The sequence below is a fragment of the Falsiruegeria mediterranea M17 genome (assembly GCF_900302455.1).
GTDB lineage: Bacteria > Pseudomonadota > Alphaproteobacteria > Rhodobacterales > Rhodobacteraceae > Falsiruegeria > Falsiruegeria mediterranea.
Genome location: NZ_ONZG01000013.1, coordinates 125058 through 150436, shown reverse-complemented (window position 1 = coordinate 150436; position 25379 = coordinate 125058). Strand labels below are relative to the sequence as shown.

The following is a 25379-nucleotide window of genomic DNA, read 5'->3' as shown; positions in this document are numbered from 1 at the left end:
CGGCCTCTTCACCCTTTAAAAGTACTCTCGCCGAACACAGCGTCGCAAGCTGCTTATGCCTCGTGCGAGGACAGCGGTGTGCGATAGCTCATGCGGCGCACCGAACCAGTTTTCGAACGCATCAGCAGTGTCGTGGTTTCAACCCAGCCTGGCTCGCGCTTGATCGGTGGCAGCAGCGACCCACCGGTCACGCCGGTGGCGGCAAAGATGACATCCGCCGTCACCATCTCATCACGCGAATACACGCGGTCGAAATCGGTGATGCCGGCCTTGGAGGCGCGGCCGCGTTCGTCGTCGTTGCGGAACAGCAGACGGCCAAAGATCTGACCGCCCATGCATTTCAGCGCAGCCGCTGCCAGCACACCTTCGGGCGCACCGCCCGAGCCCATGTACATGTCGATGCCGGTAATCTCGCTTTCGGCGCAGTGCATGACGCCTGCGACATCACCATCGGTGATCAGACGGATGGCGGCACCGGTTTCACGCACCTCGGCAATCATTGCTTCGTGACGAGGGCGCTCCAGGATGCAGACGGTGATGTCGGCAGGCGCGCAGCCTTTGGCCTTGGCCAGAGCTTCGACGCGCTCACGCGGGCTCATGTCCAGGGTTACAACGCCGGGCTCGTAGCCCGGACCGATGGCCAGCTTGTCCATATAGGTGTCGGGTGCGTGCAGCATCGAGCCGCGCGGGCCCATGGCGATCACGGTCAGCGCGTTCGGCATGTCCTTGGCGGTCAGTGTCGTGCCTTCGAGAGGGTCCAGCGCGATGTCGACGCCGGGACCATTGCCCGTGCCCACTTCTTCGCCGATGTAGAGCATCGGCGCCTCATCGCGTTCACCTTCGCCGATCACCACGACGCCGGCGATGTCCAACTTGTTGAGTTGCTCGCGCATGGCGTTGACGGCTGCCTGGTCGGCGGCCTTTTCGTCGCCGTGTCCTACCAGCGAAGCAGAGGCCAGTGCGGCCTGTTCCGCGACGCGGGCCAGACCCAGCGACAGCATGCGGTCGTCAAAATCGATTTGGGATGCCGAAGCGCTCATGTTCACTATCCTTTGGTCATTACAGACTGTTTTTTACCGGCATACCCCGGTCATGTTCATTCCTGCAAGGGGAAGGCTCAAAGCTCTTCGATCCGCAGGGCGACCGGCTCCATCGCCACCACATCCGTTGCGTTCAGCGCAGACAGCGCCTCGTCCAGGGCGGCGCGTGTGGTTTTGTGGGTCACGATCAGGATCGGGGCGGTGGTGTCGGAATGGCCATATTGGCGCATCCGGTCGATTGAAACACCAGCATCGCCCAGGATCGACGCCACTTTGGCCAAGGCGCCGGGTTTGTCGAGCAGCGCCGTGCGCAGGTAGTAGGGGGCAGGCAGTCCGGTTTGCGCGGGCTTTGCCTCTTCCAGCAGGGCGGCCGGCTGACCAAAGGTCGGGATGCGAAGCCCGCGCGCCAGGTCACAGATGTCGCCGAGTACTGCACTTGCGGTGGGGCCTTCACCTGCGCCAGGACCGCGCAGAACGATCTGGTCCACCGCGTCGCCTTCGATCACCACCATGTTGGTGCCGCCCTCAAGCTGACCGAGCGGAGAGGTTGCGGGCACCAGACAGGGCTGCATGCGCTGTTCCAGCCCGCGCGCCGTGCGCTGTGCCACGCCAAGCAGCTTGATGCGATAACCCATGTCGGCGGCTTGATGGATGTCTTCCAGCGTGATGCGCTGGATGCCCTCGATCTCGATCCCGTCAAAGTTCGGCTTGGTGCCAAAGGCAATCGAGCTGAGGATCGCCAGCTTGTGCGCCGCGTCGATGCCGCCCACGTCCAGGTTCGGATCAGCCTCAAGGTAGCCAAGCTCGGCGCATTCATCGAACAGCGCGTTATAGCCCAGGCCCTTGGCCTCCATGTTGGTCAGGATATAGTTGCAGGTGCCGTTCATCACGCCCATGACGCGGGTGATCTCGTTCCCGGCCAGACCTTCGGTCAGGGATTTGATTACCGGGATGCCGCCCGCAACAGCGGCCTCATACCGGATCACGCGGTCTGCCGCCTCGGCCTGATCAGCAAGCGCCTGGCCGTGGATGGCCAACAGCGCCTTGTTCGCGGTGACCACATCCTTGCCTGCGGCCAGTGCGGCCTCGGTCGCGTCTTTGGCCGCGCCTTCGGAGCCGCCCATCAGCTCAACAAAAACGTCCACATCGTCGCGCGTCGCCAGCGCCACCGGGTCGGTTTCCCAGGCATAGCCCGACAGGTTCACGCCGCGATCCTTGCTGGCATCGCGGGCAGAGACGGCCGAGATTTCGATCCGCGCGCCGGTGCGTGCCTCAAGCAATGCTGCCTGACGGCGGATGATCTTGACGACCCCCACGCCCACGGTTCCCAAACCTGCAATTCCAAGCCGCAGCGTTCGTGTCATCGTGAGGGTCCTTCCATGCTATGAAACCCGCCGTAAATTCGGCCCAAGGTCGGATCGTGCCTTAGCGGGTTCAGCGCATGGGTGCAATCAGTCAGATGCAGGACGGGGGACAGTTTCGTCCAATCGGTCGCGCTCATCCTGATCAACCACCGGTTTTTGCAAAGCAGCCGCGCGCTGTTTCAAGCTGTCGCGCCGAGCCTCAAGCTCATCAGTGACTTTTTGCGCCTCTGCTTCGGGGGCAACGGGCGGACCCAATGTTTGATCGATCGGGACCAATTTTGGGTATTTGGCGTTCTTTAACTGCGACGAGACCTTGTCTTCCAACTCGGGCACTTGCGTGCAGGCCGCGAGAACGGGCAAAAGGCATATGGCAAGGCGCAGTTTCATAAGCAGTGGGTCCCCAGATCGTGACCCTTTGATGCCCGTTTGATCGAAAAGGCGCAAGCAGGGGTTTTTTCTGAACGTTTGTTCAGATAGCGTGATCTCATGGCACGCACCCAAGGTTCTCATTCCGACATCACCGGCCCGCGCATCATGGATGCGGCGCTCAGGCTTTTTGCGCAGAACGGCTATGCGGCTGTGTCCATGCGCCAGATTGCGGGCGCCGTGGGGGTGCAGGCGGGGGCGCTTTACAACTATATTCCCGACAAGCAGACGCTGCTGTTGACCCTGATGCAGCGGCACATGGATGATCTGTTGTCGGCGGTGGCTGACCATCCCCGGCCCGAGGGTGCGATGAACCGGCTTGAGGCGTTCACCCGGTTTCACATCCGCTTTCACTCGGAACGACCTGACGAGGTGTTTATCGCCTACATGGAGCTGCGCAATCTGAACCCCGAAAACTTTGCCACCATCGAAGGGCTGCGGGGCCGCTACGAAAACATGCTCGAAGAGATCCTGCGCCAAGGGGTCGAAGAGGGCGTCTTTGCGGTGCCCGATCCCAAGATCGCAACGCTGGCCGTGATCGCCATGCTGACCGGGGTCAACACCTGGTACCGCTCGGGCGGACGCCTGTCACTGCCCGAAGTGGAAGAAATTTATTGGGACATGGTCCGTAAATCCGTTGCCGCGTGAGCTTTGCCCCGCGACAACGGTTGAAGTTAGTGGGCCGCCTTGATGAACGTGCCATTGCGCAGATCCCGCATCGCCTGTTGCAGCTCGGCCTGGGTGTTCATCACGATGGGGCCGTGCCAAGCGACCGGTTCCTCGATCGGTGCGCCCGAAATGAGCAAGAAACGCACCCCTTCGGGTCCGGCCTGAACCGTCACTTCGTTGCCTGAGCCAAAGCGGATCAGGGTGCGATCCCCGGACATGTCGCGGATGTTCAGCTCTTGGCCTGCCACCTCTTTTTCCAGCAGCACGCCGCTGGGTTGCGAGGCGTCGGCAAAGGCAGCGGCCCCTTCGAAGACATAGGCGAAAGCTCGGCGATAGGTGTCGATCCTGAAGGTTTTCTTGACCCCGGCAGGGACAGAGATGTCCAGATATTGCGGATCTGCGGCAATGCCATCCACTGGGCCGGTCTTGCCCCAGAATTCCCCTACGATCACCCGCACGCGGGTGCCATCATCGTCGATGACCTCGGGGATCTCCTTGGCTTCGACATCTTGATAGCGCGGTGCGGTCATCTTCTGGCTTGCGGGCAGGTTGCCCCACAGCTGGAACCCATGCATCTGGCCGGTCGCGTTCCCCTCGGGCATCTCTTGATGCAGGATGCCCGATCCGGCGGTCATCCATTGCACGTCGCCAGCCCCAAGCGTGCCGGTGTTGCCGAGCGAATCTGCATGTTCGACCGTGCCCGACAGCACATAGGTGATCGTCTCGATCCCGCGATGGGGATGCCAGGGAAAACCGCGCATGTAGTCCTGCGGGTGTTCATTGCGGAAGTCGTCAAAGAGCAGAAAGGGGTCGAGCTCGGACGGGTCCTGAAAGCCGAATGCCCTATGCAATTTGACGCCTGCGCCCTCCATCGTGGGGGTGGCAGCGCGGGTTTCAAGGATCGGTCTGATAGACATCTGTGGTCCTCCGAAAGCAGTGTTTTCCAAGATGTAGGGCGGTGTGACCCCGCACTCAATCCGGGCGTCGGGCACGGGCGCTGTGCATTTGTGAACGATAGCGCAACCCTTGCCGCATGTCAGGCCGAGCGCGTAGGATCGGGATATGGCCCACTCCACCGATCAATTGGCGACACTGCCCCAGGGCATGGTGATCGCCGCGCTTGAGTTGATGAATTACATGCTGGGCGATGCGTTGAAAGCCACCGATGCCGATGATGTGTTGTGCGAGATGTGCGACCGTATCCGGCGCGCGGGTGTGCCGTTGGACCGCGCCAGTTCCATTGTGCCGTTGCTGCATGCCGAGGCTGTGGCCAGCGCCCGGTTCTGGGAGCGGGGCGCGGGCGCGCGCAGTTATCTGTTTCCCTATTCGGCGGAAAGCGGTGAGGGGTATTCGAATTCTCCCGCAGCAGATGCGCACAACAGCGGCGAATGGGTGGTGATGTGGCTGCCAGACACGCCGGATGACCGCTATGACATCGTGCCCGAACTGAAAGAGGCGGGGCACACCCATTACGTCATGGCGCCGGTCTTCATGCGCAGCGGCATGTCCAGCACCTTCAGTTTTGCAACCTGCGATCCCGCCGGGTTTTCGGCGCAGCACTTTGCTTTTTTGCGCGCTGTCTTCCCGGCGCTGGCGGCCTGCCAAGAGATCCTGACAACCAACCGCGCCATGCATGAGGTGATGCGCATGTACGTCGGCGACGAGCCGCACCGGCGCATTCTGTCGGGTGACGTTCATCGGGGCGAGGTCATGCACATCCGCTCGGCCATCCTGTTTGCGGATATGCGCCGGTTCACAGAACTGACCGCCGACATGTCGGCCGAGGCGGCGACCGGGCTGTTGAACACTTATTATGACTGCCTGGTGCCCCCGGTCGAAGAGGCAGGCGGCGAAGTGCTCAAGTTCATGGGGGATGGCATCCTGGCGATCTTTCGCGCCCAAGAGGATGGGGTGGCCGCCTGTGCTGCTGCGCTGAAGGCATCCCGTGAAGGGTTGGCACGCGTTGGACAGGCCAAGACGACGCCCGTTTTTGAGGTCGGCATCGCGCTGCATTTCGGCGAAGTTGCTTATGGCAACGTCGGCTCGGGCATGCGGCTGGATTACACGGTGATCGGGCGCGACGTGAATGTGGCCGCTCGTGTTGCGGGGCTCTGCGGGGCGCTGAACGAGCCGCTTTTGGTGTCTGAGGCTTTTGTTGAACACTCAGGCGTCCAGGGGCGTTCATTGGGGCGGCAGACGTTGAAAGGGCTGGAGGCAGCGCAAAATGTCTACGGCGTTGGTGCGTAGAGAGGCAGCAAAGGTCGTGCGGTTGCAAATTGGCCAAACGGCGCGGGTTGCGTAGGGCATGCACAGATCGCGGGCGCGATTTGTGATCGCGTTTCCCAGATGAAAGCCAATTGTGGGCAGTTAGGCAGATTGTTCGCTCTCAGCCTCCTTTGAAGTGCGAAAACATGCCTGCGCTCACCAGACCTGCTATAGACTGAAGGGATTGGGAGGGAGATATTCCATGAACCGACGCTCATTTTCCATTTCCGCCGTTCTGGCTGCTGCCATTTGGCAGGTCCCGCTGTTTCGACGTTACTTTCCGCAACGTGTTCAGAACGGGTGGCTTTTGAAAGATGACGACGTCTGATGCTGTATGATTTTGCAAAGGGTCCAATTGTTTCGGACGACCCATACGACGTCTGCATTCTGGGCGCTGGCGCCGCCGGGATCACTCTGGCCGTTCGCCTGGGCCGCGCTGGCAAGCGCGTGGCTTTGTGTGAGGGCGGTGGCCTTGATTATGAAGATGAATCGCAAGAGATCTATGCCGGTTCGACCTTTGGCGATCCGTATTTCGATCTGGATATCGCGCGCCTGCGCTATTTTGGCGGGTCAACCAATCATTGGGGTGGCTACTGCCGGTCCTTCGAGGCCACAGATTTCAATCGTGGCCACATGGGGGACGATTTTCGCTGGCCCATCACCTACGATGAGCTTCTGGCGTACCGACCCGAGGCTTGCGAGATTGTCGAGATTGACCCCGACTACCAGGATCATGTGGTGGACGAGCAGCTGGGGCTGCGGCAAGTGGACTTTAAATATTCCCCGCCAGTCGTCTTTAGTGAAAAATTCCACGACGAGATTGAAAACTCAAAAAATATCGATCTGTTTCTGAATGCGAATTTTGTTGATTTGGTCGGGGCGTACCGGCGCGTACGCTCGGTCAAACTCAGGAATTACGCCGATCAAGAGCTTGAAATTCGGTCAGATGCGGTTGTGTTCGCCATGGGCGGGATCGACAACTCGCGGCAGCTTTTGTGGATGGAGCGGAAGCACGGTGCGGCCTTGTTCGACCGTGATCTTCCAATCGGTCGCTATTGGATGGAGCATCCACATTTTACCATTGGCGAGGCGCTGATCAAATCCTGGGATCAGGCCAACCTGTACTTTGCCCTGACCGAAAAGATGCAACGCACGTTGGGTATCCTGGGATGCGGTGTTGTGGTCGAAGAGCAGGGGGACAGCACCACCAAACGTCTGGTCAAAGATTTGTTGTGCGTGGCACCTGGTGTCGGGGCATGGGCGGCGGATCTGGCAGGCAAAAAGCTGATCTGCTCGTACAAATTCCACGCGGCGTGGGAACAAGCGCCTAACCGGGACAACCGGGTGGCCCTGTCAGAACGTGATGCGGATCGCTTTGGCGTTCCATTGTCCGAGCTGCATTGGAACAAGGCCCCCATAGACCGGGAAACCATGCTGGCTTCGACCCAGCAGTTCAACGCCTACATTCTCCGGGAAAACCTGGGCCGTCTGCAACTGCGCGATTGGGTCTATCAGGGGGATGAATACCCCGACGACGATGTGTTGGCGGGGTATCATCACATGGGCGGCACGCGCATGTCACATACACCACGCTACGGGGTGGTTGATGGCAATTGCAAAGTGTTCGGGTCCGAAAACCTGTATATGGCCGGGTCATCGCTTTACACGACATCTGGATACAACAACCCGACACTGGCCATCGTGCAATTTGCGCTTCGCCTGGCGGATCACCTTGGGGCAGGGGTTTAGGGGCCTGATCCTAAGGAGCGGCCCACCAATCCCCTGGTTTAGATCGCTGTCCATGATCCTTGGCCAGTCGCAGGGCCAGTTTGCGCAAGGGGGACAGCGCCAGCTTCAACCACAACCTGTGGCGTCGTTTGGAATAGTCCCGGTTGAAGGGGCAGACCCGCATGCAGATCGCGCAGTCAGACGCGAGTTTGGCCCAGAACGAAAAGCACTTTTCGGCATCCGAAGTCCACTTTCGCACACCCTTGATGGCCGAGACATTGGCCGTGTCGGTGGTGGGCGGCCCATAGGGCAGGGCTTTGACCGGGCAGGCATCGGCGCATTTGGTGCAGATGTCACAGAACGCCTTTACGCCCTTGGGCTCGGGCGTGTCATGTTTCAGCGGCAGGTTGGTGAAGATCTTGGAGAACCGCAGGCGCGGCCCGAACTCGGGCGTGATCACCATCTGGTTGCGGGCGTATTCGCCAAGACCTGCCTTGACCGCATAGGGAATGACCAACCCGGTGTCGTTCATCGACGGCACCGCCTCATACCCCAGATTGCGGATGTAGGCGGCCAGTTGCATCACCACCGAGGCCTCGTGGCTGTATTCGCGCCCCGTGGCTGCCCCGGCGAGGGCCGAGGGGTAGGTGGCGACCAGTTCCTTGTCCATCTCATGCCCCAGCACGATGACCGAGGTCAGCCCCTCGGGCAGATCGAGTGGGGCCTCGGTCAGGTCGCGGGTGTCCACGCGTGAGGTATAGAGCCAGCGGTCGTCCAGATCGGTCACACCACAAAGGTCGGCGCCAAAGAAGGTGGCGATGCGCTTGACCTCGGTACTCATCTTGGCGGGATCGTCAATCTCGACCTGCATCGGCGCGACAGGCGTGTCGTTGCTGATCGGGGCTTGAAACCCCTCGCGCCGTCCCTGATCGGCATGACGGTTGGTCATCACGTCCGAGATCAGCCAGGCGGCATTGCGCAGGGCAAAGTCCTTTTGTGTGAAGCCGTCACCGCGGCGTGGCGTGGCCTCCATCCGGTAGGAGGCAAAGAACTTCTTTGTGTGTTTGGATTTGACGCGGTCGTCCCACATTGCGCGGGTGAAGACATCATTGCGCTGCGTGAACCGTTCGAAGTCGTCGGTCACGTCGATGCCTGCGGCGGCATCATTGGCTTTCTGCGGGGTGTCGCGGTTCGATGGATAGCTCATGAACCGGACGCTATCTGCGGTTTGTGGGTAGGGCAATGGCCCTGTTGCCCGCGCGTCGGATGCGTTATGTCCGGAACCGCAAGTCAACGGAGGGGCAGATGAACAAAGACGTATTGGCAGTGGTCGAGGCCTCGGCCCCACGCAGATGGATGGGGGTGATCATGATCGCCGTCGTGTCGCTGATGTCGTTCTATGTCGCACTTCTGGGCGGACCAGAACTGTGGTGGCAAGCCTTTCTGATCGTCGTCGGCGGCGCGACCATGTGGCTTGCACTCAAGATGTGGCGGGCGACGAGCGAAAGGGTTGAGCTGACCGAGACCGAACTTCGGTCAACCGACGGCCAGGTGATTGCCCGCATTGAGGACATCGAAAGCCTGGATCGTGGGGTCTTTGCCTTCAAACCGTCGAACGGCTTTCTGCTGCGCACCAGCCAGCCTGCGTCTGGCGTCTGGCAGCCGGGACTGTGGTGGCGCATGGGACGCCGCATCGGGATCGGAGGCGTGACACCAGGATCGCAAAGCAAGTTCATGGCCGAAATGATCTCGGCGATGATTGCGCAACGGGGTTAAGCGCGGGGTTCGTCTGGTCCGCTTTATCTGAGGGGGTGAATCCGAGAGGCGGGGGCTCCCGCCCGTCGTCGATGCATCAAAGATGCACCTCCTTCTGTTGGGCCGAGCCTCGCCTTTGGCGAGGCGGGGGACGCTGCGGCGAGGGGACAGCGCCCCGGATAGCTGACGTCAGGACGCCCAAGCCACCTGGTTGGTGAAACGGGGACGCGTGAAGACGAAGTTGTCCATTTCCATCTCGTTGATCCCAACCCTGAAAGGCGGAATGTAGGTGTTGCTGGTTTCCACCAGGATCACACGCTCTTCATCCGGCATTGTCGGCAGGCGTTCGGCCATGTCGCCAATGGTGGCATTGGTCAACTCGTCCTGATAGCCACGAACCCGAGACCAATCGACGTAGTAACGGTCATCCTCTTCATCCCAGCGAATAACCGAAATGCGCACCTTGGTGGCAGACTGGCTGCGGGTCATCAGGTTCAGCAAGCGCTGCATCGAGTCGATATATGTCTCGTTGATGCCCGCCGTTTCCCGCGAGATCAGGTCGCTGATGGTAAAGGCCGCCTTGAGGTTGGCCGCGCTCTGGCGGTAGCCGTCAAAGTAGGTGTAGCAGGCCATGATGACCCAGAACAGCAGCGGGAACATCAGGACAAATTCGACCGAAACCGATCCGCTTTCGTCGCGGGAAAACCGTCCGAGGAAGTTTTTGAGAATTGAACGCGACATGGCTTACTGTGGCTCCTGCACGAATACGGTTGTTGCGACCAGCGCGTATTGACCCTCGGCGTTGTCCGCCAACTGCTTGCCCAGACCCGAGGTCGGGAACAGGGGGTCGATCTTGGCGCAAGCGCGCAGGATCATCAGTTCGTTGCTGGCGCCGTTGACGAAGGTGCGAACAGGTTTGACTTCTTCGGTGCGGTCGGTGCAGTCCGCACTGGCGTCGATATTCAGAGCGCTGCGCGGATTCACCTGGATCATTTCCAGCCTCATGTTGGCATCGCAGCTTTGGATAAAGGTCGCGCGTTCACAGATCGTGGTCTTGAGGTCGTCGTGCTGAAAGTTGACCCCGGTGCCCAAGCGGATGTCGCGCACAGTCATGTCCACGGCGCGTTCCAGCATCGCGTGTTTGAGCGTGACAAAGGCCAGTTCGACCCCCGACAACAAGGCCACCATGAGTAAGGGGAACAGCAGGGTGAATTCCAGCGTCGCATTGCCTTTTTCATCGTCCGAAAACCGGCGGAACCGTCTAAACATGCGTGTGATCATTGGGTCAGCCTCAGTTTACGGATCGACGATGCGATCGAGGCGAAGGCGTCCGAAATTTCCAATCCGTCCACATCATAGAAGTGACTGTCCGAGCTGGCACAGGCCTTGAGGACCGACAATCCGCGGCTGGGGGCCTCGAACCCGATGGTATAGACGATTACGTTCTGGGCCTTGGCGGCATCACAAATCTCTTGCGTGCGGTTGTCCTTCGTGCTCGATCCAACATAGCTGCGGACGCCATAGTACCATTCGTCCCGCGCATCGCTGTCATTCATCCAAGGATAATAATGACGGCTGAGATTGTATTGCAGCGAGGTCTGTTCCCAGAGCTGTGGATAGGCCAAGCGCTCGGCCGTGCCCGGCTCTTCGACGGTCTCTTGAACCCAGCTGCCGTAGTAGCAGTTCCCGTAATAGATCGTACCGGTGCATTCCCATTCCGTGGTGGTCCCGTTGCCATAGGGGTGATCCTGCCACGAGCTATCGTGGGGCCAGTAGTACCGATTGGTTGAAGGGCGGTAGACCGAATATTTTTCCTCTTCGGCATTCCACCAGATGTTCGAATTGCCCTGACGATACTGATCGCGCAGGTAATACTGACTGGTGTTTTGGCCGTCCGTCATCAGCACGATGACCTTGAGCGTTTCGCCATCCGAATACCGGTGCGGACGCAGGGCAAAGTCGTTCGGAATGTCTCCGTCTGTGATCAGGTTGGTCACGACGCCATTCATGCTGTGATCCAGCAGGGCGGTGCCCCATTTCATTCCCACGTCGATCGAGGTGTTGCCGCGTGCGGTCAACGCCGTGATGAAATTCTTGAGCGTGGTCCGGTCTTTCTGCAAAGGCAGGATTTCGCGGCGGTCATCTGCTTCGCACACCGGGAACTTTACCAGATCGCCATAGGGGCGGCCATCGCTGCGGCTCGACCCGGCGCTGGTGAAAGTGTCGAAATGCAAGGTGCGGGGGCGCGATGCATTCGCATTGAGGGATGTTGAATCAAAGTCGTTCGACTGGAAGTTGATGCAATTCGAATGAGCGTTCTCGCCGGACACATTGAATTCGTCCATCATGTTGTCCGTAACCGACACCTGTGTGGCGTAGGGGATGATCGAGATCGAAAGCTTCCCGTCTTCGGTGTTGTCGACCATTTGATCGACAAAGTCGTGCGCGGCCACCTTGAGGTTAGAGAGGCGGCTGTTCGAATTCATCGATCCGGAGACGTCGAGCACCAGCGAGATTTCAACACCACCGATGCTTTCCTCAGCGGTGCTAGCCGCCGGTGCGCTCAGGGTGTCCACGCCGGTCAGGTGCATGAACTGAGTGGGAAACTCCGATTCCGCAGTTGCTCTCACGTTCCGAAAGCCAAGACCTTCGGTCACGGTCACACTGTTGAGATACTGAAGCAGATCCGCCTTTTGCAGATACTCGCGTACCACAGCTTCTGGTTCAAGAGATTGGTCCAGGTCAGCCGCAGCCAAGACTGCACGGTCCATTGTATATTGAAGCCTTGCCCGATCGCGTTCGTAGCGCATGACATCAATTCCGATGCCGCCCACAGCCAGCATTATGACAAACAGGAACAGCACAAAGAACGTGATCAGACCGCTTTCGTCAGATGCAAAATTCTGTGCTCGACGAGACAGATTTCGACCCACGGCAGCGATTGACCCGGTCTTTTTTTCACCGTCAATGTACATGACTCACCTCTCTCTCCAGGGCTTGACGTGCTCACTGAAGACAAACTTCCACTGAATGTTTTTGCCGTGAGATGATGGCTAAATTGGGGCGCAATATGTTCCAAACAAAGGATATTAAGGCATAGATTGAGACATTTGGCTCAGGTCGGAAGGCGTTGTTTCCATGTTTGAAACAATGCTGGAGCCTGTGCAGAGGGGGCTTGATTCGCCCCTTACCGCGAGTCCATCGTTTTGCAAGTGATTAAAAATGTCGCACTTATTAATTGAACGGTCATACTGTCGCTGCGACAACTCATCCCAGAGCGAGTCGCATAAGGTCATGGAGGAAGTATTGTGAGTATGACCCGTACAAATGAGCCCAGTTTTCGTGAGAGCGTAGATTTGATGTTCAACAGGGCTGTGGCCTTGATGGACCTGCCGCCCGGGTTGGAAGAAAAGATTCGGGTTTGCAATGCGACCTACACGGTTCGGTTCGGTGTACGATTGCGCGGACAGATACAGACCTTTGTAGGCTACCGTTCAGTACATTCGGAACATATGGAGCCGGTCAAGGGCGGTATTCGCTTTGCACCTTCGGTAAACCAGGACGAGGTTGAAGCGCTTGCAGCTTTGATGACCTATAAGTGCGCGCTGGTCGAGGCGCCATTTGGCGGGTCCAAGGGCGGTCTGTGCATCGACCCGCGTCAATACGACGAACATGAGTTGGAGCAGATCACCCGCCGCTTTGCCTATGAACTGGCCAAGCGTGACCTGATCCACCCGTCTCAGAACGTTCCCGCCCCGGACATGGGCACCGGCGAGCGTGAGATGGCCTGGATTGCGGACCAATATGCCCGCATGAACACCACCGACATCAACGCACGTGCCTGCGTCACGGGTAAGCCGCTGAATGCAGGTGGGATCTCGGGCCGGGTCGAGGCGACAGGCCGCGGGGTGCAATATGCGCTGCGCGAGTTCTTCCGTGATCCGCGTGATGTGGCCAAGGCAGGTCTCAGCGGCTCGCTCGATGGTAAACGTGTGATCGTGCAGGGTCTGGGCAACGTGGGCTATCACGCCGCCAAGTTTCTGCAGGAAGAGGACGGCTCGAAAATTGTTGGTATCATCGAACGTGACGGGGCGCTGTACAATCCTGATGGCTTGGACGTCGAAGGCGTGCGCAACTGGATCGTCAAGCATGGCGGTGTGACCGGATATCCGGATGCGACCCATACCGCCGAGGGTGGCGCCGTGATGGAAGAGGACTGCGATATCCTGATCCCGGCGGCGCTTGAGGGTGTGATCCACCTTGGCAACGCGGCCAACATAAAGGCGCCTCTGATCATCGAGGCTGCGAACGGCCCCGTGACGGCTGGCGCGGATGAGATCCTGCGCAAGAAGGGCTGCGTGATTATCCCTGACATGTATGCCAACGCGGGCGGTGTGACCGTGTCCTATTTCGAATGGGTCAAGAACCTCAGCCACATCCGCTTTGGTCGGATGCAGCGTCGTCAGGAAGAGGCACGGCACCAACTGGTGATTGACGAGCTGGAACGCTTGGATCGCTATCTCGGTGATGCCTGGTCAATGACGCCCGAATTCAAGCAAAAGTACCTGCGCGGCGCCGATGAGTTGGAGCTTGTCCGCTCGGGGTTGGATGACACGATGAGGATTGCGTATCAGTCGATGCGCGAGATCTGGCATGACCGCGCCGATGTCGAGGATCTGCGCACAGCGGCCTACCTGGTGTCGATCAACAAGGTTGCGGCCAGCTATCGCGCCAAGGGTCTGTAAGCCCTGGCAGGACGAAACAAAGCGGTGCGCAATTTCGCGCGCCGTTTTTTTGCGATGTGAAGAAGAACACACCGTTTTTCTTGGAACCAGCTCATTTGAGGTGGGATAGAGACGGCAAAGCTCTATTGTCCAAATGCGAGACATTCGAAGGAGCAGCCAATGTCCCCGATGATGCGTTTGATTGCCATGAGCAGCAGTGTCATGCTTTTGAATTCGGCTGAGGCCGAGGCCCAGCAGCGCTTGGGGTGGGCATGGCAGTTTGACGGGTTGGCCGTCTATCAGGGCAACGCTGGCCTAAGCGGCGGAGGAGAGTTCAGCGCCGAGCGGGCTTTCTTGCGCACTGGGGCTCTCTACCGTTTTGACAGCGGTGCGTCGGCCGGTTTGTTTTTGAGCTATGGCCAGTTTTCCTATGATTTCAGCCTGGCTGGCAATCAACCGTGGGATCGTATTCGCGACGTGCGGATCACGGCGCCAGTGCGGTTTTCGGTGGGGGAAAGCGCGTCGGTTTTCATCTCACCTCAGGTTCGATGGGACTATGAGGATGGTGCGTCTTCTTCTGACGGGCGTACTTATGGTGTCTTCGCCGGTATCATCTGGCAGGTGAACCCGAACTTACGGATCGGACCCGCGTTTGGCGCATTCTCCGAATTGGGTACGGACGGTACCGAGGTCTTTCCCGCGCTTCTGGTGGATTGGGACATCGCGCCGCGATGGAACCTGAGCACCGGAACGGGGCTAGGTGCGACGCAGGGCCCAGGCGTGATCCTGAGTTATCAGCACACTGAGACCCTGAGTTTTTCGCTGGGTGCGCGGTCCGAGCGTGTACGGTTTCGGTTGGACAACACGGGCCTTGCCCCCGGTGGCGTGGGAGAGGATCAAAGCATTCCCGTGGCGTTGTCGGTGGATTATGCGCCCAACCCGGGCGTGCGCGTCAGCGCGTTTGTCGGAGCAGAGTTCGATGGGCGTTTGACGTTGGATTCCTCAACCGGCGCCCAGATCAGCCGTCAGGATTACGATACAGCTCCGATCGTAGGGTTTGCGGCGCGCATTCGTTTCTGAGACGACCACCCCAAGACGTCTTTGCGACAGATCCGGTCGCAGTCTGACATGTTTTTGTCGAAAAGCGATATGGTGATCCGGGGGCAGATTGATACATCTGTCCCGACGGGCGCATTCCGGCCCGACAGGAGGAAGCAGATCATGCGTTTTTCAGGCCTTCGCGTTCTCAAGGAAGGGTTGACCGGCAACAAGGGCTGGAAACCCCATTGGCGCGATCCCGAACCCAAGGCGGAATATGACATCGTCATCATCGGTGGCGGCGGTCACGGGCTGGCAACGGCCTATTACCTGGCCAAGGAACACGGGTTGACCAACATTGCGGTGCTGGAAAAGGGCTATATCGGCGGCGGCAACGTGGGCCGGAACACGACAATCATTCGCGCCAACTACTTCCTCCAAGGCAACTCCGAGTTCTACTCGCACTCGCTGAAGCTGTGGGAAGGGCTGGAAGAAGACCTGAACTATAATGTGATGCATTCGCAGCGCGGCATCATCAACCTGTTCCATTCCGATGGTCAGCGCGACGCGCGGGCGCGGCAGGGCAACATGATGCTCAGCCAGGGCGACGACGCGATCCTGCTGGGGCGCGACGAGCTGCGCGGGATGCTGCCGTATTTGGATTTCGACAACGGTCGCTTCCCGATCTATGGCGGGCTTTATCATCCACGCGGCGGTACGGCCCGCCACGATGCGGTGGCGTGGGGCTTTGCGCGCGGCGCAGACCAGCGCGGCGTCGATCTGTTGCAGAACTGCGAAGTGACCGGCATCGATATTGAGAGCGGCAAGGTCAAAGGCGTGCAAACCTCGCGCGGGCCAATCCGGGCCAAGAAGGTTGCGATGGTCGTCGCTGGCCGTTCTAGCCAGGTGGCGGCGATGGCGGGCATGACCTTACCCATCGAAAGCCACGTGTTGCAGGCCTTTGTCACCGAAGGCCTGAAGCCGGTGATCGACAATGTCGTCACCTTCGGCATGGGCCATTTCTATATCAGTCAGTCGGACAAGGGCGGTTTGGTCTTTGGCGGCGATCTGGACTATTACGCCTCTTACGCGGCGCGCGGCAACCTGCCGACGGCCGAACATGTGATGGAGGCGGGCATGGCGTTGATGCCGATGATCGGCAAAGCCAAGATGCTGCGCAGCTGGGGTGGGATCATGGACATGTCGCCCGATGGCTCACCCATCATCGACCGGACCCATATCGACGGGCTCTATCTGAATTGTGGCTGGAACTACGGCGGGTTCAAGGCGGTGCCGGGTTCGGGCAATGTGTTTGCCCATCTGATCGCGACGGATCGCTATCACGAGAACGCCACGCGCTATCAGCTGGATCGCTTCCGCACCGGGCGGGGCATCATCGACGAAGAGAGCAAGGGCTCTCAACACAACCTGCACTAGGGGATGAGGCAGATGTCGGATTTCCGTATTTGTAACAAAAAGAAGCAGGGGGTTGAGGTATGAGGATCACCTGTCCGATCTGCGGCGAACGGGATCGCCGCGAGTTCTATTACAAGGGCCACGCGGTGTCTCTGGACCGTCCGGCGCCGGATGCAGGCGAAGAGGCCTGGGACAACTATGTCTATCTGCGCGAGAACCCTGCCGGTGAAACCCGCGACCTGTGGCAGCACGAGGGCGGCTGTGGCGCCTGGATCGAAGTGACCCGCAACACGGTTACGCATGAGATTACCGCAACGCGTTTGGTGTCGGAGGCGAAGTCATGAGGATTGCAGGCAAGGGGCTGTTGGATCACAGCAAGCCAGTGACATTCTCGTTTGATGGGGTGAACTACTCAGGGCTTGAGGGCGACACATTGGCGTCCGCTCTGCTGGCCAACGAAGTGCGCCTGGTGGGTCGTTCGTTCAAATATCACCGCCCGCGCGGTATCCTGACGGCGGGTAGTGAAGAGCCCAATGCGCTGGTGACCATAGGGCAGGGCGGTCGGCAAGACCCCAACGTCCGCGCCACGATGCAAGAGCTCTATGAAGGGTTGACGGCGCGCAGTCAGAATCGTGGGCTGTCGCTGCAGTTCGATCCGATGGCGATCACCGATCTGGCGGCGCCGTTCTTGGGCGCGGGCTTCTATTACAAGACCTTCATGTGGCCGCGTGCGTTCTGGGAAAAGCTCTATGAGCCGGTGATCCGTCGCGCCGCCGGTCTGGGTGCGCTGTCGGGCGAAGACAACGCCGATGTCTATGACAAGGCCTATGCCTTCTGCGATCTTCTGGTGATTGGCTCCGGTCCTGCGGGGCTGATGGCTGCCTTGGTTGCGGGGCGTGCAGGTGCGGATGTGATCCTGGCCGAAGAAGACAGCCGTATGGGCGGTCGCTTGTTGGCGGAAACCTATGAGATCGACGGCAAACCGGGCCATATCTGGGCCGATGAGGTTCTGGCCGAGTTGCGGATGATGGACAATGTGCGCCTGATGACGCGCACCACAGTAACCGGAGCCTATGACGGCGGCACATTTGGTGCATTGGAACGTGTGCGTCATCACTTGGGCAACCGCCCAGCGGGGGCGCCGATCGAGACGTTCTGGCGGATTGCGTCGAAACGCGCGGTTCTGGCCGCAGGCGCTCTGGAGCGTCCCGTGGCGTTCCGCAACAATGACCGTCCCGGCATCATGACCGCAGGCGCGGTGCGGGCTTATCTGAACCGTTGGGGCGTGGCTCCGGGGCAGCGAGTAGCCGTTTTTGGCAACACCAATGACATCCACCGCACGGCACGTGACCTGCTGAATGCAGGCGTTCATGTGGCCGGTGTTATCGACAGTCGTCATGATGGGCCGACGTCCGATGACTACCCTGTCTACCGCGGCGCGCAGGTTTCAAACAGCGCTGGGCGCAAGGCGCTGGAATCGATCACCATCCGCAGCGCCAGTGGCGAGCAGAACCTGCACGCCGACTGTCTGGCGATGACTGGCGGCTGGAACCCGACCGTGCATATGACCTGCCACATGAACGGGCGCCCGACCTGGAAACGCGAGATCGAGAGCTTTGTGCCGACGCCTGGCGCGATCCCGGGGCTGGAAGCGGCGGGCGCTTGCAATGGGGCCTTTTCCACCGCGGCGTGTTTGCGTGAAGGGGTTGAGGTCGCCGCCCGTGCACTGGCCGATCTGGGACACCAAGCGCCGGACGTGGCACAGCCGCAGGCCGAGGATGAAGCGTATGAGATCGCGCCATTGTGGGCGGTTCCGGGCAAAGGCCGAGCCTGGCTCGATTTCCAGAACGACGTCACGGTCAAGGATGTGAAACAGGCCGCGGTTGAGAACTTCCGCTCGGTCGAGCACATGAAACGCTACACCACGCAAGGGATGGCGACCGATCAGGGCAAGAACTCGAACGTGGCGGCACTGGCCATTCTGGCCGATGCCACCGGCCGCGGGATCCCTGAGACCGGCACGACCACGTTCCGTCCACCGTATTCGCCAGTGGCCATTGCGGCCTTTGGGGCAGGGGGCACCGGCAAGAGCTTTGCTGCCGAACGCTTTACCACCTCGCACAAGGCGACCGTCGAACGGGGCGCACCGCTGATCGAGGCGGGGCTGTGGTATCGTCCCAGCTATTTTCCCAAGGCGGGCGAACCCACTTGGCTTGAAAGCTGTAACCGTGAGGTTGGTTATGTCCGCAACGCGGTTGGCGTGGCGGATGTCTCGACGCTGGGTAAGATCGACGTTCAGGGCAAGGATGCGGGCCAATTCCTGGATTTCGTCTATACCAACATGTTCTCGACGCTGAAGGTGGGGCGTACGCGCTATGGCTTGATGTTGCGCGAAGATGGGTTTGTTATGGATGACGGCACCACGGCCCGGTTGGGTGAGCATCACTATGTGATGACCACCACCACCGCAGGTGCGGGCGAGGTGATGAAGCATCTGGAATTCGTCAATCAGGCGCTGTGCCGTGATCTGGATGTGCAGTTCACCTCTGTCACCGAACAATGGGCGCAGTTTGCGGTCGCGGGGCCGAAGTCTCGAGCGTTGCTCGACACACTGCTCGAGCAACCGCTAACCGATGAAGACTGGCCGTTTATGGCCTGTGGTCCGGTCAAGGTTCTGGGCATCGACGCGCGGCTCTTCCGCATCTCGTTCTCGGGCGAGCATGCCTATGAGGTCGCGGTGCCTGCACGCTATGGCGACAGCCTGTTCCGTCTGCTGGCCAAAAAGGCCGAAGAATTGGGCGGTGGCGTCTACGGGATGGAGGCGCTGAACGTGCTGCGGATCGAAAAGGGGTTCATCACCCACTCGGAAATCCACGGGCGGACCACGGCGTATGACATTGGCATGGGGCGGATGGTTTCGGCCAAGAAGGACTGCATCGGCAAAACGATGACACGACGACCGGGTCTCGAAGAGCCGGGGCGCGAGGTTCTGGTTGGTCTGAAACCGGTCGAGAAAGACGGCCAGGTTCTGGCGGGCGCGCATCTGTACAAGAAGGGGGATGAGCCGATCAGAACCAACGATCAGGGCTATCTCACATCCGTGTGTCATTCGCCCACTCTGGGCTGCATGCTGGCGCTTGGGTTCATGGCCGATGGACGTGACCGCCATGGTGAAATTGTGAAAATGGTCGACGGTCTGCGCGGGATGGAAACCCTGTGCGAAGTGGTCGATCCGGTGTTCTTTGACCAGCAAGGGGAGCGGGTCCGTGGATAAACTTACAGCTCTTTCGCCCTGTGCGGGTCTGCTGCCGCTGACCATTGGCGCCACAAAGGTGGTCGAGGTCGAGCCGGGGCAGATGACCTCTGTTGCGCCTTACAATGGACAGTTGAACAAGCTGTCCAAGGCGATGAAGGCAGCGCATGGGGTCGAGTACCCGCAAGCCAATGGTCTGACCAGGGAAGGCGACACGCAAGCTGTGTGGTTCGGGCATGCCCAGGCGATGCTGGTTGGCCCGGTGGTAGAGGCAGGTCTTGCCAAGCATGCGGCTCTTACGGATCAGTCCGACGCCTGGGCGGTTGTTGCCCTGTCGGGAGACGCGGCCGAGAATGTGCTGGCCCGTCTGGTGCCAGTGGATGTACGGCTGGCGCATTTTCCGGTTGGCATGGCCGTGCGGACCCAATTACAGCACCTGTCGGTGTCGCTGGTGCGCGTGGATGAGGGCACGTTCCAGATCATGGCGTTCCGCTCGATGGCGCACACTCTGGTTCACGATCTGAAAACGGCCATGGAAGCTGTGGCCGCGCGGGGGTAACCTGAGCGGTAACAGAACTGATTCCGGGAGAGACCGTAGATGATCCGCCTTGCAACCGCAGCCTCTTTGGCCGCTGCCCTGTTGGCAACACCCGTTGCTGCCGCTGACACCAAAGAGCAAAGCTGTGAGTATCAGGCGCAGGTCGTCAAAGCCGTGCAAAAGGCGCGGCTGGATCGGGTTAAAGAGCGCGACGTGGCCAAATCCGTCGCTGCGACAGAACCGACCTGGCCGGACAACTACAACGCCGCGATCCCGCTGATCGCGCCGTGGGTTTATGAACAGAAGATGTCCACTGTCCGCAAAGAAGACCTGGGCGCGGCGTGGCTGGAACTCTGCCTGAAACAATAAGTTGCCATCAGATGGTGTGCCGTGCGCCTCTTGGCGCGGCCCGCCATCTCTGACAGACTGACGCCATGTCACTACCTCCCGGATTCCTTGATGAGCTACGCGGCCGCGTCAGCCTGACCCAAGTGGTTGGGCGCAAGGTCATGTGGGATCCGCGCAAATCGAACCAGGGCAAGGGGGACATGTGGTCTCCGTGCCCGTTTCACCATGAAAAAACCGCGTCTTTCCACGTGGATGACCGCAAGGGCTACTATTATTGCTTTGGCTGTCACGCCAAGGGCGATGCCTTCAAGTTCGTGCAGGAAACCGAAAACGTCAGTTTCATGGAATCGGTCGAGATCCTGGCGCGCGAAGCCGGGATGCCGATGCCTGCGCGTGATCCGAAGGCGCAGGAAAAGCAGGATCGACGCAGCCAACTGGCCGATGTGATGGAGCAGGCGGTGCAGTTCTTTCGCCTGCAGCTTAAGACTGGTGGCGGCGCAGCGGCGCGCGACTACATCACTCGGCGCGGTTTGAACGGCCAGGCTCTGGAGCGGTGGGAGATCGGTTTTGCCCCTGATGGTTGGCAGGGCCTGTGGGATCACTTGCGCGGCAAGAACGTGCCCGAGGATCTGATTTTGGGTGCGGGGCTGGCCAAGGCCTCGACCAAGGGCAAGAAACCCTATGACACTTTCCGCAACCGGATCATGTTCCCGATCCGCGATGCGCGCGGGCGTTGCGTGGCCTTTGGCGGGCGCGCGATGGACCCCAATGACAATGCCAAGTACCTAAACTCGCCTGAAACGGAACTCTTCGACAAAGGCCGCAACCTTTATAACCATGCGCCTGCGCGACAGGCGGCGGGGCGGGGGCAGCCGCTGATTGTTGCCGAGGGGTATATGGACGTGATCGCTCTTGTCGAGGGCGGGTTCGAGGCGGCAGTCGCGCCGCTTGGCACGGCGATCACGGAAAACCAGCTGCAGTTGCTCTGGCGTATCTCGGATGAGCCGATCATTGCCCTGGACGGCGACACCGCCGGTCTGCGTGCGGCGATGCGGGTGATCGACCTGGCCTTGCCATTGCTCGAGGCTGGCAAGTCGGTGCGCTTTGCGCTGATGCCCGAGGGGAAGGACCCTGACGACCTGATCAAGGCCGAAGGCCCTGCAGCCGTGCAAAGCGTGCTGGATGCAGCGATCCCGATGGTCAAGCTACTGTGGCAACGCGAGACCGAGGGCAAGGTGTTCGACAGCCCCGAGCGCAAGGCAGCGTTGGATAAGACCCTGCGCGAAAAGATCAAACAGATCCGCGACCCCTCGATCCGCTCGCATTATGGCCAAGAGATCAAGGACCTGCGGTGGGAGCTGTTCCGCCCCAACCGCAAATCAGGTGGCAAAAGCAGTTGGCAACCACGTGGCAAATGGAAACCCGAGCGCCTGTCGGCGCTGCCGGGTACGCGCCAATCGCTTTTGGCCTCGGGCGGGGACAACGCGCAAGTGCAGATGCGCGAGGCGGTTATCCTGGCCACGGCCATCGCAACTCCCGAGGTTGTCGTGCAGTTCGAGGTTCAGATCGAGGACATGGAATGCCGCGATCCGGACTATGCGGTCCTGCGGGACGTGATCCTGCGCTATGCCATCGACGCGCCTGATCAACTGACAGACCGGATTTATGATGCTTTGGGGCCGGATGCCCTTGAAAACCTGCGGTCGCTTCGCCATGTGGCAATCAGTCCCTGTGTCCGCAACCCTGGCGATGTCGAACTGGCTGAGCTGACGCTCAACGAGGAACTCGCAAAACTGACCGCGCACAGGGGGCTGAGCGCCGAGATTGCCGAGGCCGAGGAAGAGATGGCCGGGCAGACGGACGAGGCGATCACCTGGCGTCTGGGTCAGGCCGCCGAAGCCCGCAACAAGGCAACCCGAAGCGAGAATGAGGACAAGGCGATTTATGACGTTGGAGACAACGGAGCGCGAATCAATCGGGAAGAGCGTGACGCCTTTGCCGCAATCACGGCGGGAATCAACTTCGAGAAGAAGCGCAGGTAGTGCGTTTTGGTAAAGAATAGGTAGAAAAAACCGGGTAAACGGGTGGCCGAATCATTTCATCGCGCTAATGATTCGGGCTAACCGAATCACCCAGCCCTGCAGGAGCACTGAATGGCCGCCAAAGATACCAACGACGACCGCAAGCCCGAGGACCAGGAACAGGAAATCTCGCTCGACATGAGCCAGACTGCGGTCAAGAAGATGATCGCCGAGGCCCGCGAGAAAGGCTACATTACCTACGATCAGCTCAATCAGGTTCTGCCACCCGATCAGGTGAGCTCGGAACAGATCGAGGACGTGATGTCGATGCTTTCGGAAATGGGTATCAACATCATTGAAGATGAAGAAGCCGAAGACGAAGAGCAAAAGGGCGCGACCGAGCTGGTGACGACGGACAGCAACCGCGAGGTAACGCTGTCAACTGGCACTGCCGAAAAGCTGGACCGCACCGACGACCCCGTTCGCATGTACCTGCGCGAGATGGGCAGCGTTGAACTGCTGAGCCGCGAAGGCGAGATCGCCATCGCCAAGCGGATCGAGGCGGGTCGAAATACGATGATCGCCGGGCTCTGCGAAAGCCCGCTGACGTTCCAGGCGATCACGATCTGGCACGACGAGCTTTTGAGCGAAGACATTCTTTTGCGCGACGTCATCGACTTGGAGACCACATTCTCGGGGCAGATGGACGACGAAGAAGAAGCACCCGTTGTTGACACCTCTGCTGTTCAGGCGGCCAAACCTGCCAAGGACGAAGGGCCGGAGCTGGACGCCGATGGCAACCCGATCGCCAAGGATGACGACGACGACGAAGACGAGCAGGCCAACATGTCGCTTGCCGCGATGGAGGCCGCGCTCAAGGATCAGGTGCTGACGACGCTGGAGCGCATATCGTCGGACTACGCACAACTGTCGGAAATGCAGGACAGCCGGATTTCGGCCACCCTGAACGAAGATGGCTCGTTCAGCGCGGGGGATGAGGCGACCTATCAGGCGCTGCGGTCCGAGATCGTGGAACTGGTGAACGGTCTGCACCTGCACAACAACCGTATCGAAGCGCTGATCGATCAGCTGTATGGCATCAACCGCCGGATCATGTCGCTGGACAGCTCGATGGTGAAACTGGCGGACCAGGCTCGCATCAACCGTCGTGAGTTCATTGATGCCTATCGCGGTCGTGAGCTGGATCCGAACTGGTTGTCGGACATGGCGGAAAAGCCGGGTCGTGGCTGGCAGATGTTCATCGAACGCTCGACCGAAAAGGTCGAAGAACTGCGCAACGACATGGCACAGGTCGGCCAGTATGTTGGCCTGGATATCTCTGAATTCCGCCGCATTGTGCAGCAGGTTCAGAAGGGTGAGAAAGAAGCCCGTCAGGCCAAGAAAGAAATGGTCGAGGCCAACCTGCGCCTCGTGATCTCGATCGCCAAGAAATACACCAACCGTGGCCTGCAATTCCTTGATCTTATTCAGGAAGGTAACATCGGCCTGATGAAGGCGGTGGACAAGTTCGAATACCGTCGCGGATACAAGTTTTCGACTTATGCGACCTGGTGGATTCGTCAGGCCATTACCCGCTCGATTGCGGATCAGGCGCGCACGATCCGTATCCCGGTCCACATGATCGAGACGATCAACAAACTGGTCCGGACAGGTCGCCAGATGCTGCACGAGATTGGCCGCGAACCGACGCCGGAAGAGTTGGCCGAAAAGCTGCAGATGCCGCTGGAGAAGGTTCGCAAGGTGATGAAGATCGCCAAGGAACCGATTTCGCTGGAGACGCCGATTGGCGACGAAGAAGACAGCCAGTTGGGCGATTTCATCGAGGACAAGAATGCCGTGTTGCCTTTGGACAGCGCCATTCAGGAAAACCTCAAGGAAACCACGACCCGCGTTCTGGCCTCGCTCACCCCGCGCGAGGAACGTGTTCTGCGGATGCGGTTCGGCATCGGCATGAACACCGACCACACACTGGAAGAGGTCGGTCAGCAGTTCAGCGTTACGCGCGAACGTATTCGCCAGATCGAGGCGAAGGCGCTGCGCAAGCTGAAGCACCCCAGCCGGTCGCGCAAGCTGCGGTCGTTCCTGGATCAGTAACTCCCGAAAAATCGGAAAATGAGATAAGATCAAGGGCGCCCAATGTGGCGCCCTGGTTCGTTTTGGAGTTGCGTTTGATGTTTCGTTTAGCCGCCCTTTTTGTTCTGCTGTCCGGTGCAGCCTGGGCACAATGCCCTGAACCGGCCCAAACGCTTGTATCCTGCACTCTGAAAGGTGGCGCCAAGCAAATGGCCACCTGCCTGGACGACATCCGGGTCAGCTATGCGTTTGGCGCAGTTGGGCGTGCCCCGGAATTGGTGTTGGATCACTCGGTGCGCGATGTGGGTATGCGTCCTTGGCCCGGTGTCGGATCCAGCATCTGGGAAGAGTTCACCTTTTACAGCAAAGGGTTCTCTTATGTTGTTCACTACGCTGTCGAGCGCACGCCCGGTGGCCAGGTGAGCGGTGGGGTTACCGTCATGATGGGGGAGCAGGAGCTGGCTCATGTCACGTGTGATCCGGGCTCGGTCGTATCCGCGGGTTATGGCCTGCCTCTGTTCGAAGCCACGGAACGCGCGGGGCAAACTTATTCACTTGAGACGCACATTTGGAATTGAAACCCCGAGACCCGGCGTCGGCATGATGCCCCCAGCCCGCTATCAGCCCATGCACAAGCCATGACAACGCTGTGAAATGCCCTGTCCGCTGCCCGAGCGACACACTACACTAATCCCAACAA

General features: G+C 59.7%; 23 protein-coding genes. 15 read left to right on the top strand and 8 right to left on the bottom strand.

Annotated features, from left to right (window positions below; all coding sequences use genetic code 11):
- Positions 1-53 precede the first annotated feature (53 nt).
- The 3 genes from glpX to TRM7615_RS21655 form a co-directional block, all read right to left on the bottom strand.
- Positions 54-1040: a class II fructose-bisphosphatase gene (gene glpX, locus TRM7615_RS21665; protein WP_108791662.1), complete on the bottom strand. Its 987-nt coding sequence runs from the start codon at positions 1038-1040 to the stop codon at positions 54-56.
- Positions 1041-1117: 77 nt separating this feature from the next.
- On the bottom strand, positions 1118-2404 hold the full coding sequence (locus TRM7615_RS21660; RefSeq protein ID WP_108791660.1) for a homoserine dehydrogenase: 1287 nt from the start codon (positions 2402-2404) through the stop codon (positions 1118-1120).
- Between the two features lie 87 nt (positions 2405-2491).
- The gene (locus TRM7615_RS21655) at positions 2492-2791 is read right to left on the bottom strand and encodes a hypothetical protein (RefSeq protein ID WP_108791659.1); all 300 of its coding nucleotides are present in this window, start codon (positions 2789-2791) and stop codon (positions 2492-2494) included.
- A gap of 99 nt (positions 2792-2890) precedes the next feature.
- Between TRM7615_RS21655 and TRM7615_RS21650 the strand changes: the two genes are divergently transcribed.
- Complete coding sequence (locus TRM7615_RS21650; RefSeq protein ID WP_108791657.1) at positions 2891-3478, top strand: TetR/AcrR family transcriptional regulator; 588 nt, start codon at positions 2891-2893, stop codon at positions 3476-3478.
- A 26-nt stretch (positions 3479-3504) separates the two neighbouring features.
- Here TRM7615_RS21650 and TRM7615_RS21645 read toward each other — a convergent pair whose 3' ends face one another.
- Positions 3505-4416: a pirin family protein gene (locus tag TRM7615_RS21645; protein WP_108791655.1), complete on the bottom strand. Its 912-nt coding sequence runs from the start codon at positions 4414-4416 to the stop codon at positions 3505-3507.
- 145 nt (positions 4417-4561) lie between these two features.
- Here TRM7615_RS21645 and TRM7615_RS21640 point away from each other — a divergent pair, with 145 nt between their 5' ends.
- The 3 genes from TRM7615_RS21640 (at position 4562) to TRM7615_RS21635 (ending at position 7513) form a co-directional block, all read left to right on the top strand.
- On the top strand, positions 4562-5746 hold the full coding sequence (locus TRM7615_RS21640) for an adenylate/guanylate cyclase domain-containing protein (RefSeq protein WP_108791653.1): 1185 nt from the start codon (positions 4562-4564) through the stop codon (positions 5744-5746).
- Between the two features lie 220 nt (positions 5747-5966).
- Positions 5967-6092, top strand: a complete 126-nt coding sequence (locus tag TRM7615_RS26145; protein ID WP_268877566.1) for a hypothetical protein — start codon at positions 5967-5969, stop codon at positions 6090-6092.
- Complete coding sequence (locus tag TRM7615_RS21635) at positions 6092-7513, top strand: GMC oxidoreductase (protein ID WP_108791651.1); 1422 nt, start codon at positions 6092-6094, stop codon at positions 7511-7513. The genes TRM7615_RS26145 and TRM7615_RS21635 overlap by 1 nt, the downstream gene beginning before the upstream one ends.
- Positions 7514-7523: 10 nt before the next feature.
- Here TRM7615_RS21635 and TRM7615_RS21630 read toward each other — a convergent pair whose 3' ends face one another.
- Complete coding sequence (locus TRM7615_RS21630) at positions 7524-8699, bottom strand: 4Fe-4S double cluster binding domain-containing protein (protein ID WP_108791649.1); 1176 nt, start codon at positions 8697-8699, stop codon at positions 7524-7526.
- 98 nt (positions 8700-8797) lie between these two features.
- Between TRM7615_RS21630 and TRM7615_RS21625 the strand changes: the two genes are divergently transcribed.
- A complete protein-coding gene (locus TRM7615_RS21625) occupies positions 8798-9268 on the top strand; it encodes a hypothetical protein (protein WP_108791744.1) in 471 nt (156 codons plus the stop codon).
- Positions 9269-9436: 168 nt separating this feature from the next.
- On the opposite strand, the gene TRM7615_RS21620 is transcribed toward TRM7615_RS21625, so the two are convergent.
- The 3 genes from TRM7615_RS21620 to TRM7615_RS21610 are packed head-to-tail and all read right to left on the bottom strand — an operon-like array spanning position 9437 to position 12222.
- Positions 9437-9988 carry a TadE/TadG family type IV pilus assembly protein gene (locus TRM7615_RS21620; protein ID WP_108791647.1) on the bottom strand — a complete coding sequence of 184 codons (552 nt, stop codon included), beginning with the start codon at positions 9986-9988 and terminating at the stop codon, positions 9437-9439.
- 3 nt (positions 9989-9991) lie between these two features.
- A complete protein-coding gene (locus tag TRM7615_RS21615; RefSeq protein WP_108791645.1) occupies positions 9992-10528 on the bottom strand; it encodes a TadE/TadG family type IV pilus assembly protein in 537 nt (178 codons plus the stop codon).
- Positions 10525-12222 carry a TadE/TadG family type IV pilus assembly protein gene (locus TRM7615_RS21610; protein WP_108791643.1) on the bottom strand — a complete coding sequence of 566 codons (1698 nt, stop codon included), beginning with the start codon at positions 12220-12222 and terminating at the stop codon, positions 10525-10527. The genes TRM7615_RS21615 and TRM7615_RS21610 overlap by 4 nt, the downstream gene beginning before the upstream one ends.
- A gap of 339 nt (positions 12223-12561) precedes the next feature.
- Here TRM7615_RS21610 and TRM7615_RS21605 point away from each other — a divergent pair, with 339 nt between their 5' ends.
- The 10 genes from TRM7615_RS21605 (at position 12562) to TRM7615_RS21560 (ending at position 25257) form a co-directional block, all read left to right on the top strand.
- Positions 12562-13992 carry a Glu/Leu/Phe/Val family dehydrogenase gene (locus TRM7615_RS21605; protein ID WP_108791641.1) on the top strand — a complete coding sequence of 477 codons (1431 nt, stop codon included), beginning with the start codon at positions 12562-12564 and terminating at the stop codon, positions 13990-13992.
- 159 nt (positions 13993-14151) lie between these two features.
- Positions 14152-15051: a hypothetical protein gene (locus TRM7615_RS21600; protein WP_235824174.1), complete on the top strand. Its 900-nt coding sequence runs from the start codon at positions 14152-14154 to the stop codon at positions 15049-15051.
- Positions 15052-15192: 141 nt separating this feature from the next.
- The gene (locus TRM7615_RS21595) at positions 15193-16446 is read left to right on the top strand and encodes a sarcosine oxidase subunit beta family protein (protein WP_108791639.1); all 1254 of its coding nucleotides are present in this window, start codon (positions 15193-15195) and stop codon (positions 16444-16446) included.
- A 59-nt stretch (positions 16447-16505) separates the two neighbouring features.
- Positions 16506-16769, top strand: a complete 264-nt coding sequence (locus TRM7615_RS21590) for a sarcosine oxidase subunit delta (RefSeq protein WP_108791637.1) — start codon at positions 16506-16508, stop codon at positions 16767-16769.
- Positions 16766-19699: a sarcosine oxidase subunit alpha family protein gene (locus TRM7615_RS21585; RefSeq protein WP_108791635.1), complete on the top strand. Its 2934-nt coding sequence runs from the start codon at positions 16766-16768 to the stop codon at positions 19697-19699. Before TRM7615_RS21590 ends, TRM7615_RS21585 begins: the two co-directional genes overlap by 4 nt.
- Positions 19692-20237, top strand: a complete 546-nt coding sequence (locus TRM7615_RS21580; RefSeq protein ID WP_207775255.1) for a sarcosine oxidase subunit gamma — start codon at positions 19692-19694, stop codon at positions 20235-20237. Before TRM7615_RS21585 ends, TRM7615_RS21580 begins: the two co-directional genes overlap by 8 nt.
- A gap of 39 nt (positions 20238-20276) precedes the next feature.
- Positions 20277-20585, top strand: coding sequence for a hypothetical protein (locus tag TRM7615_RS21575; RefSeq protein WP_108791633.1), 309 nt, complete (start codon positions 20277-20279; stop codon positions 20583-20585).
- 65 nt (positions 20586-20650) lie between these two features.
- Complete coding sequence (gene dnaG / locus TRM7615_RS21570; protein WP_108791631.1) at positions 20651-22606, top strand: DNA primase; 1956 nt, start codon at positions 20651-20653, stop codon at positions 22604-22606.
- 111 nt (positions 22607-22717) lie between these two features.
- Positions 22718-24700 carry an RNA polymerase sigma factor RpoD gene (rpoD, locus tag TRM7615_RS21565; RefSeq protein ID WP_108791629.1) on the top strand — a complete coding sequence of 661 codons (1983 nt, stop codon included), beginning with the start codon at positions 22718-22720 and terminating at the stop codon, positions 24698-24700.
- Between the two features lie 77 nt (positions 24701-24777).
- On the top strand, positions 24778-25257 hold the full coding sequence (locus TRM7615_RS21560) for a hypothetical protein (RefSeq protein WP_125133723.1): 480 nt from the start codon (positions 24778-24780) through the stop codon (positions 25255-25257).
- Positions 25258-25379: the final 122 nt, after the last annotated feature.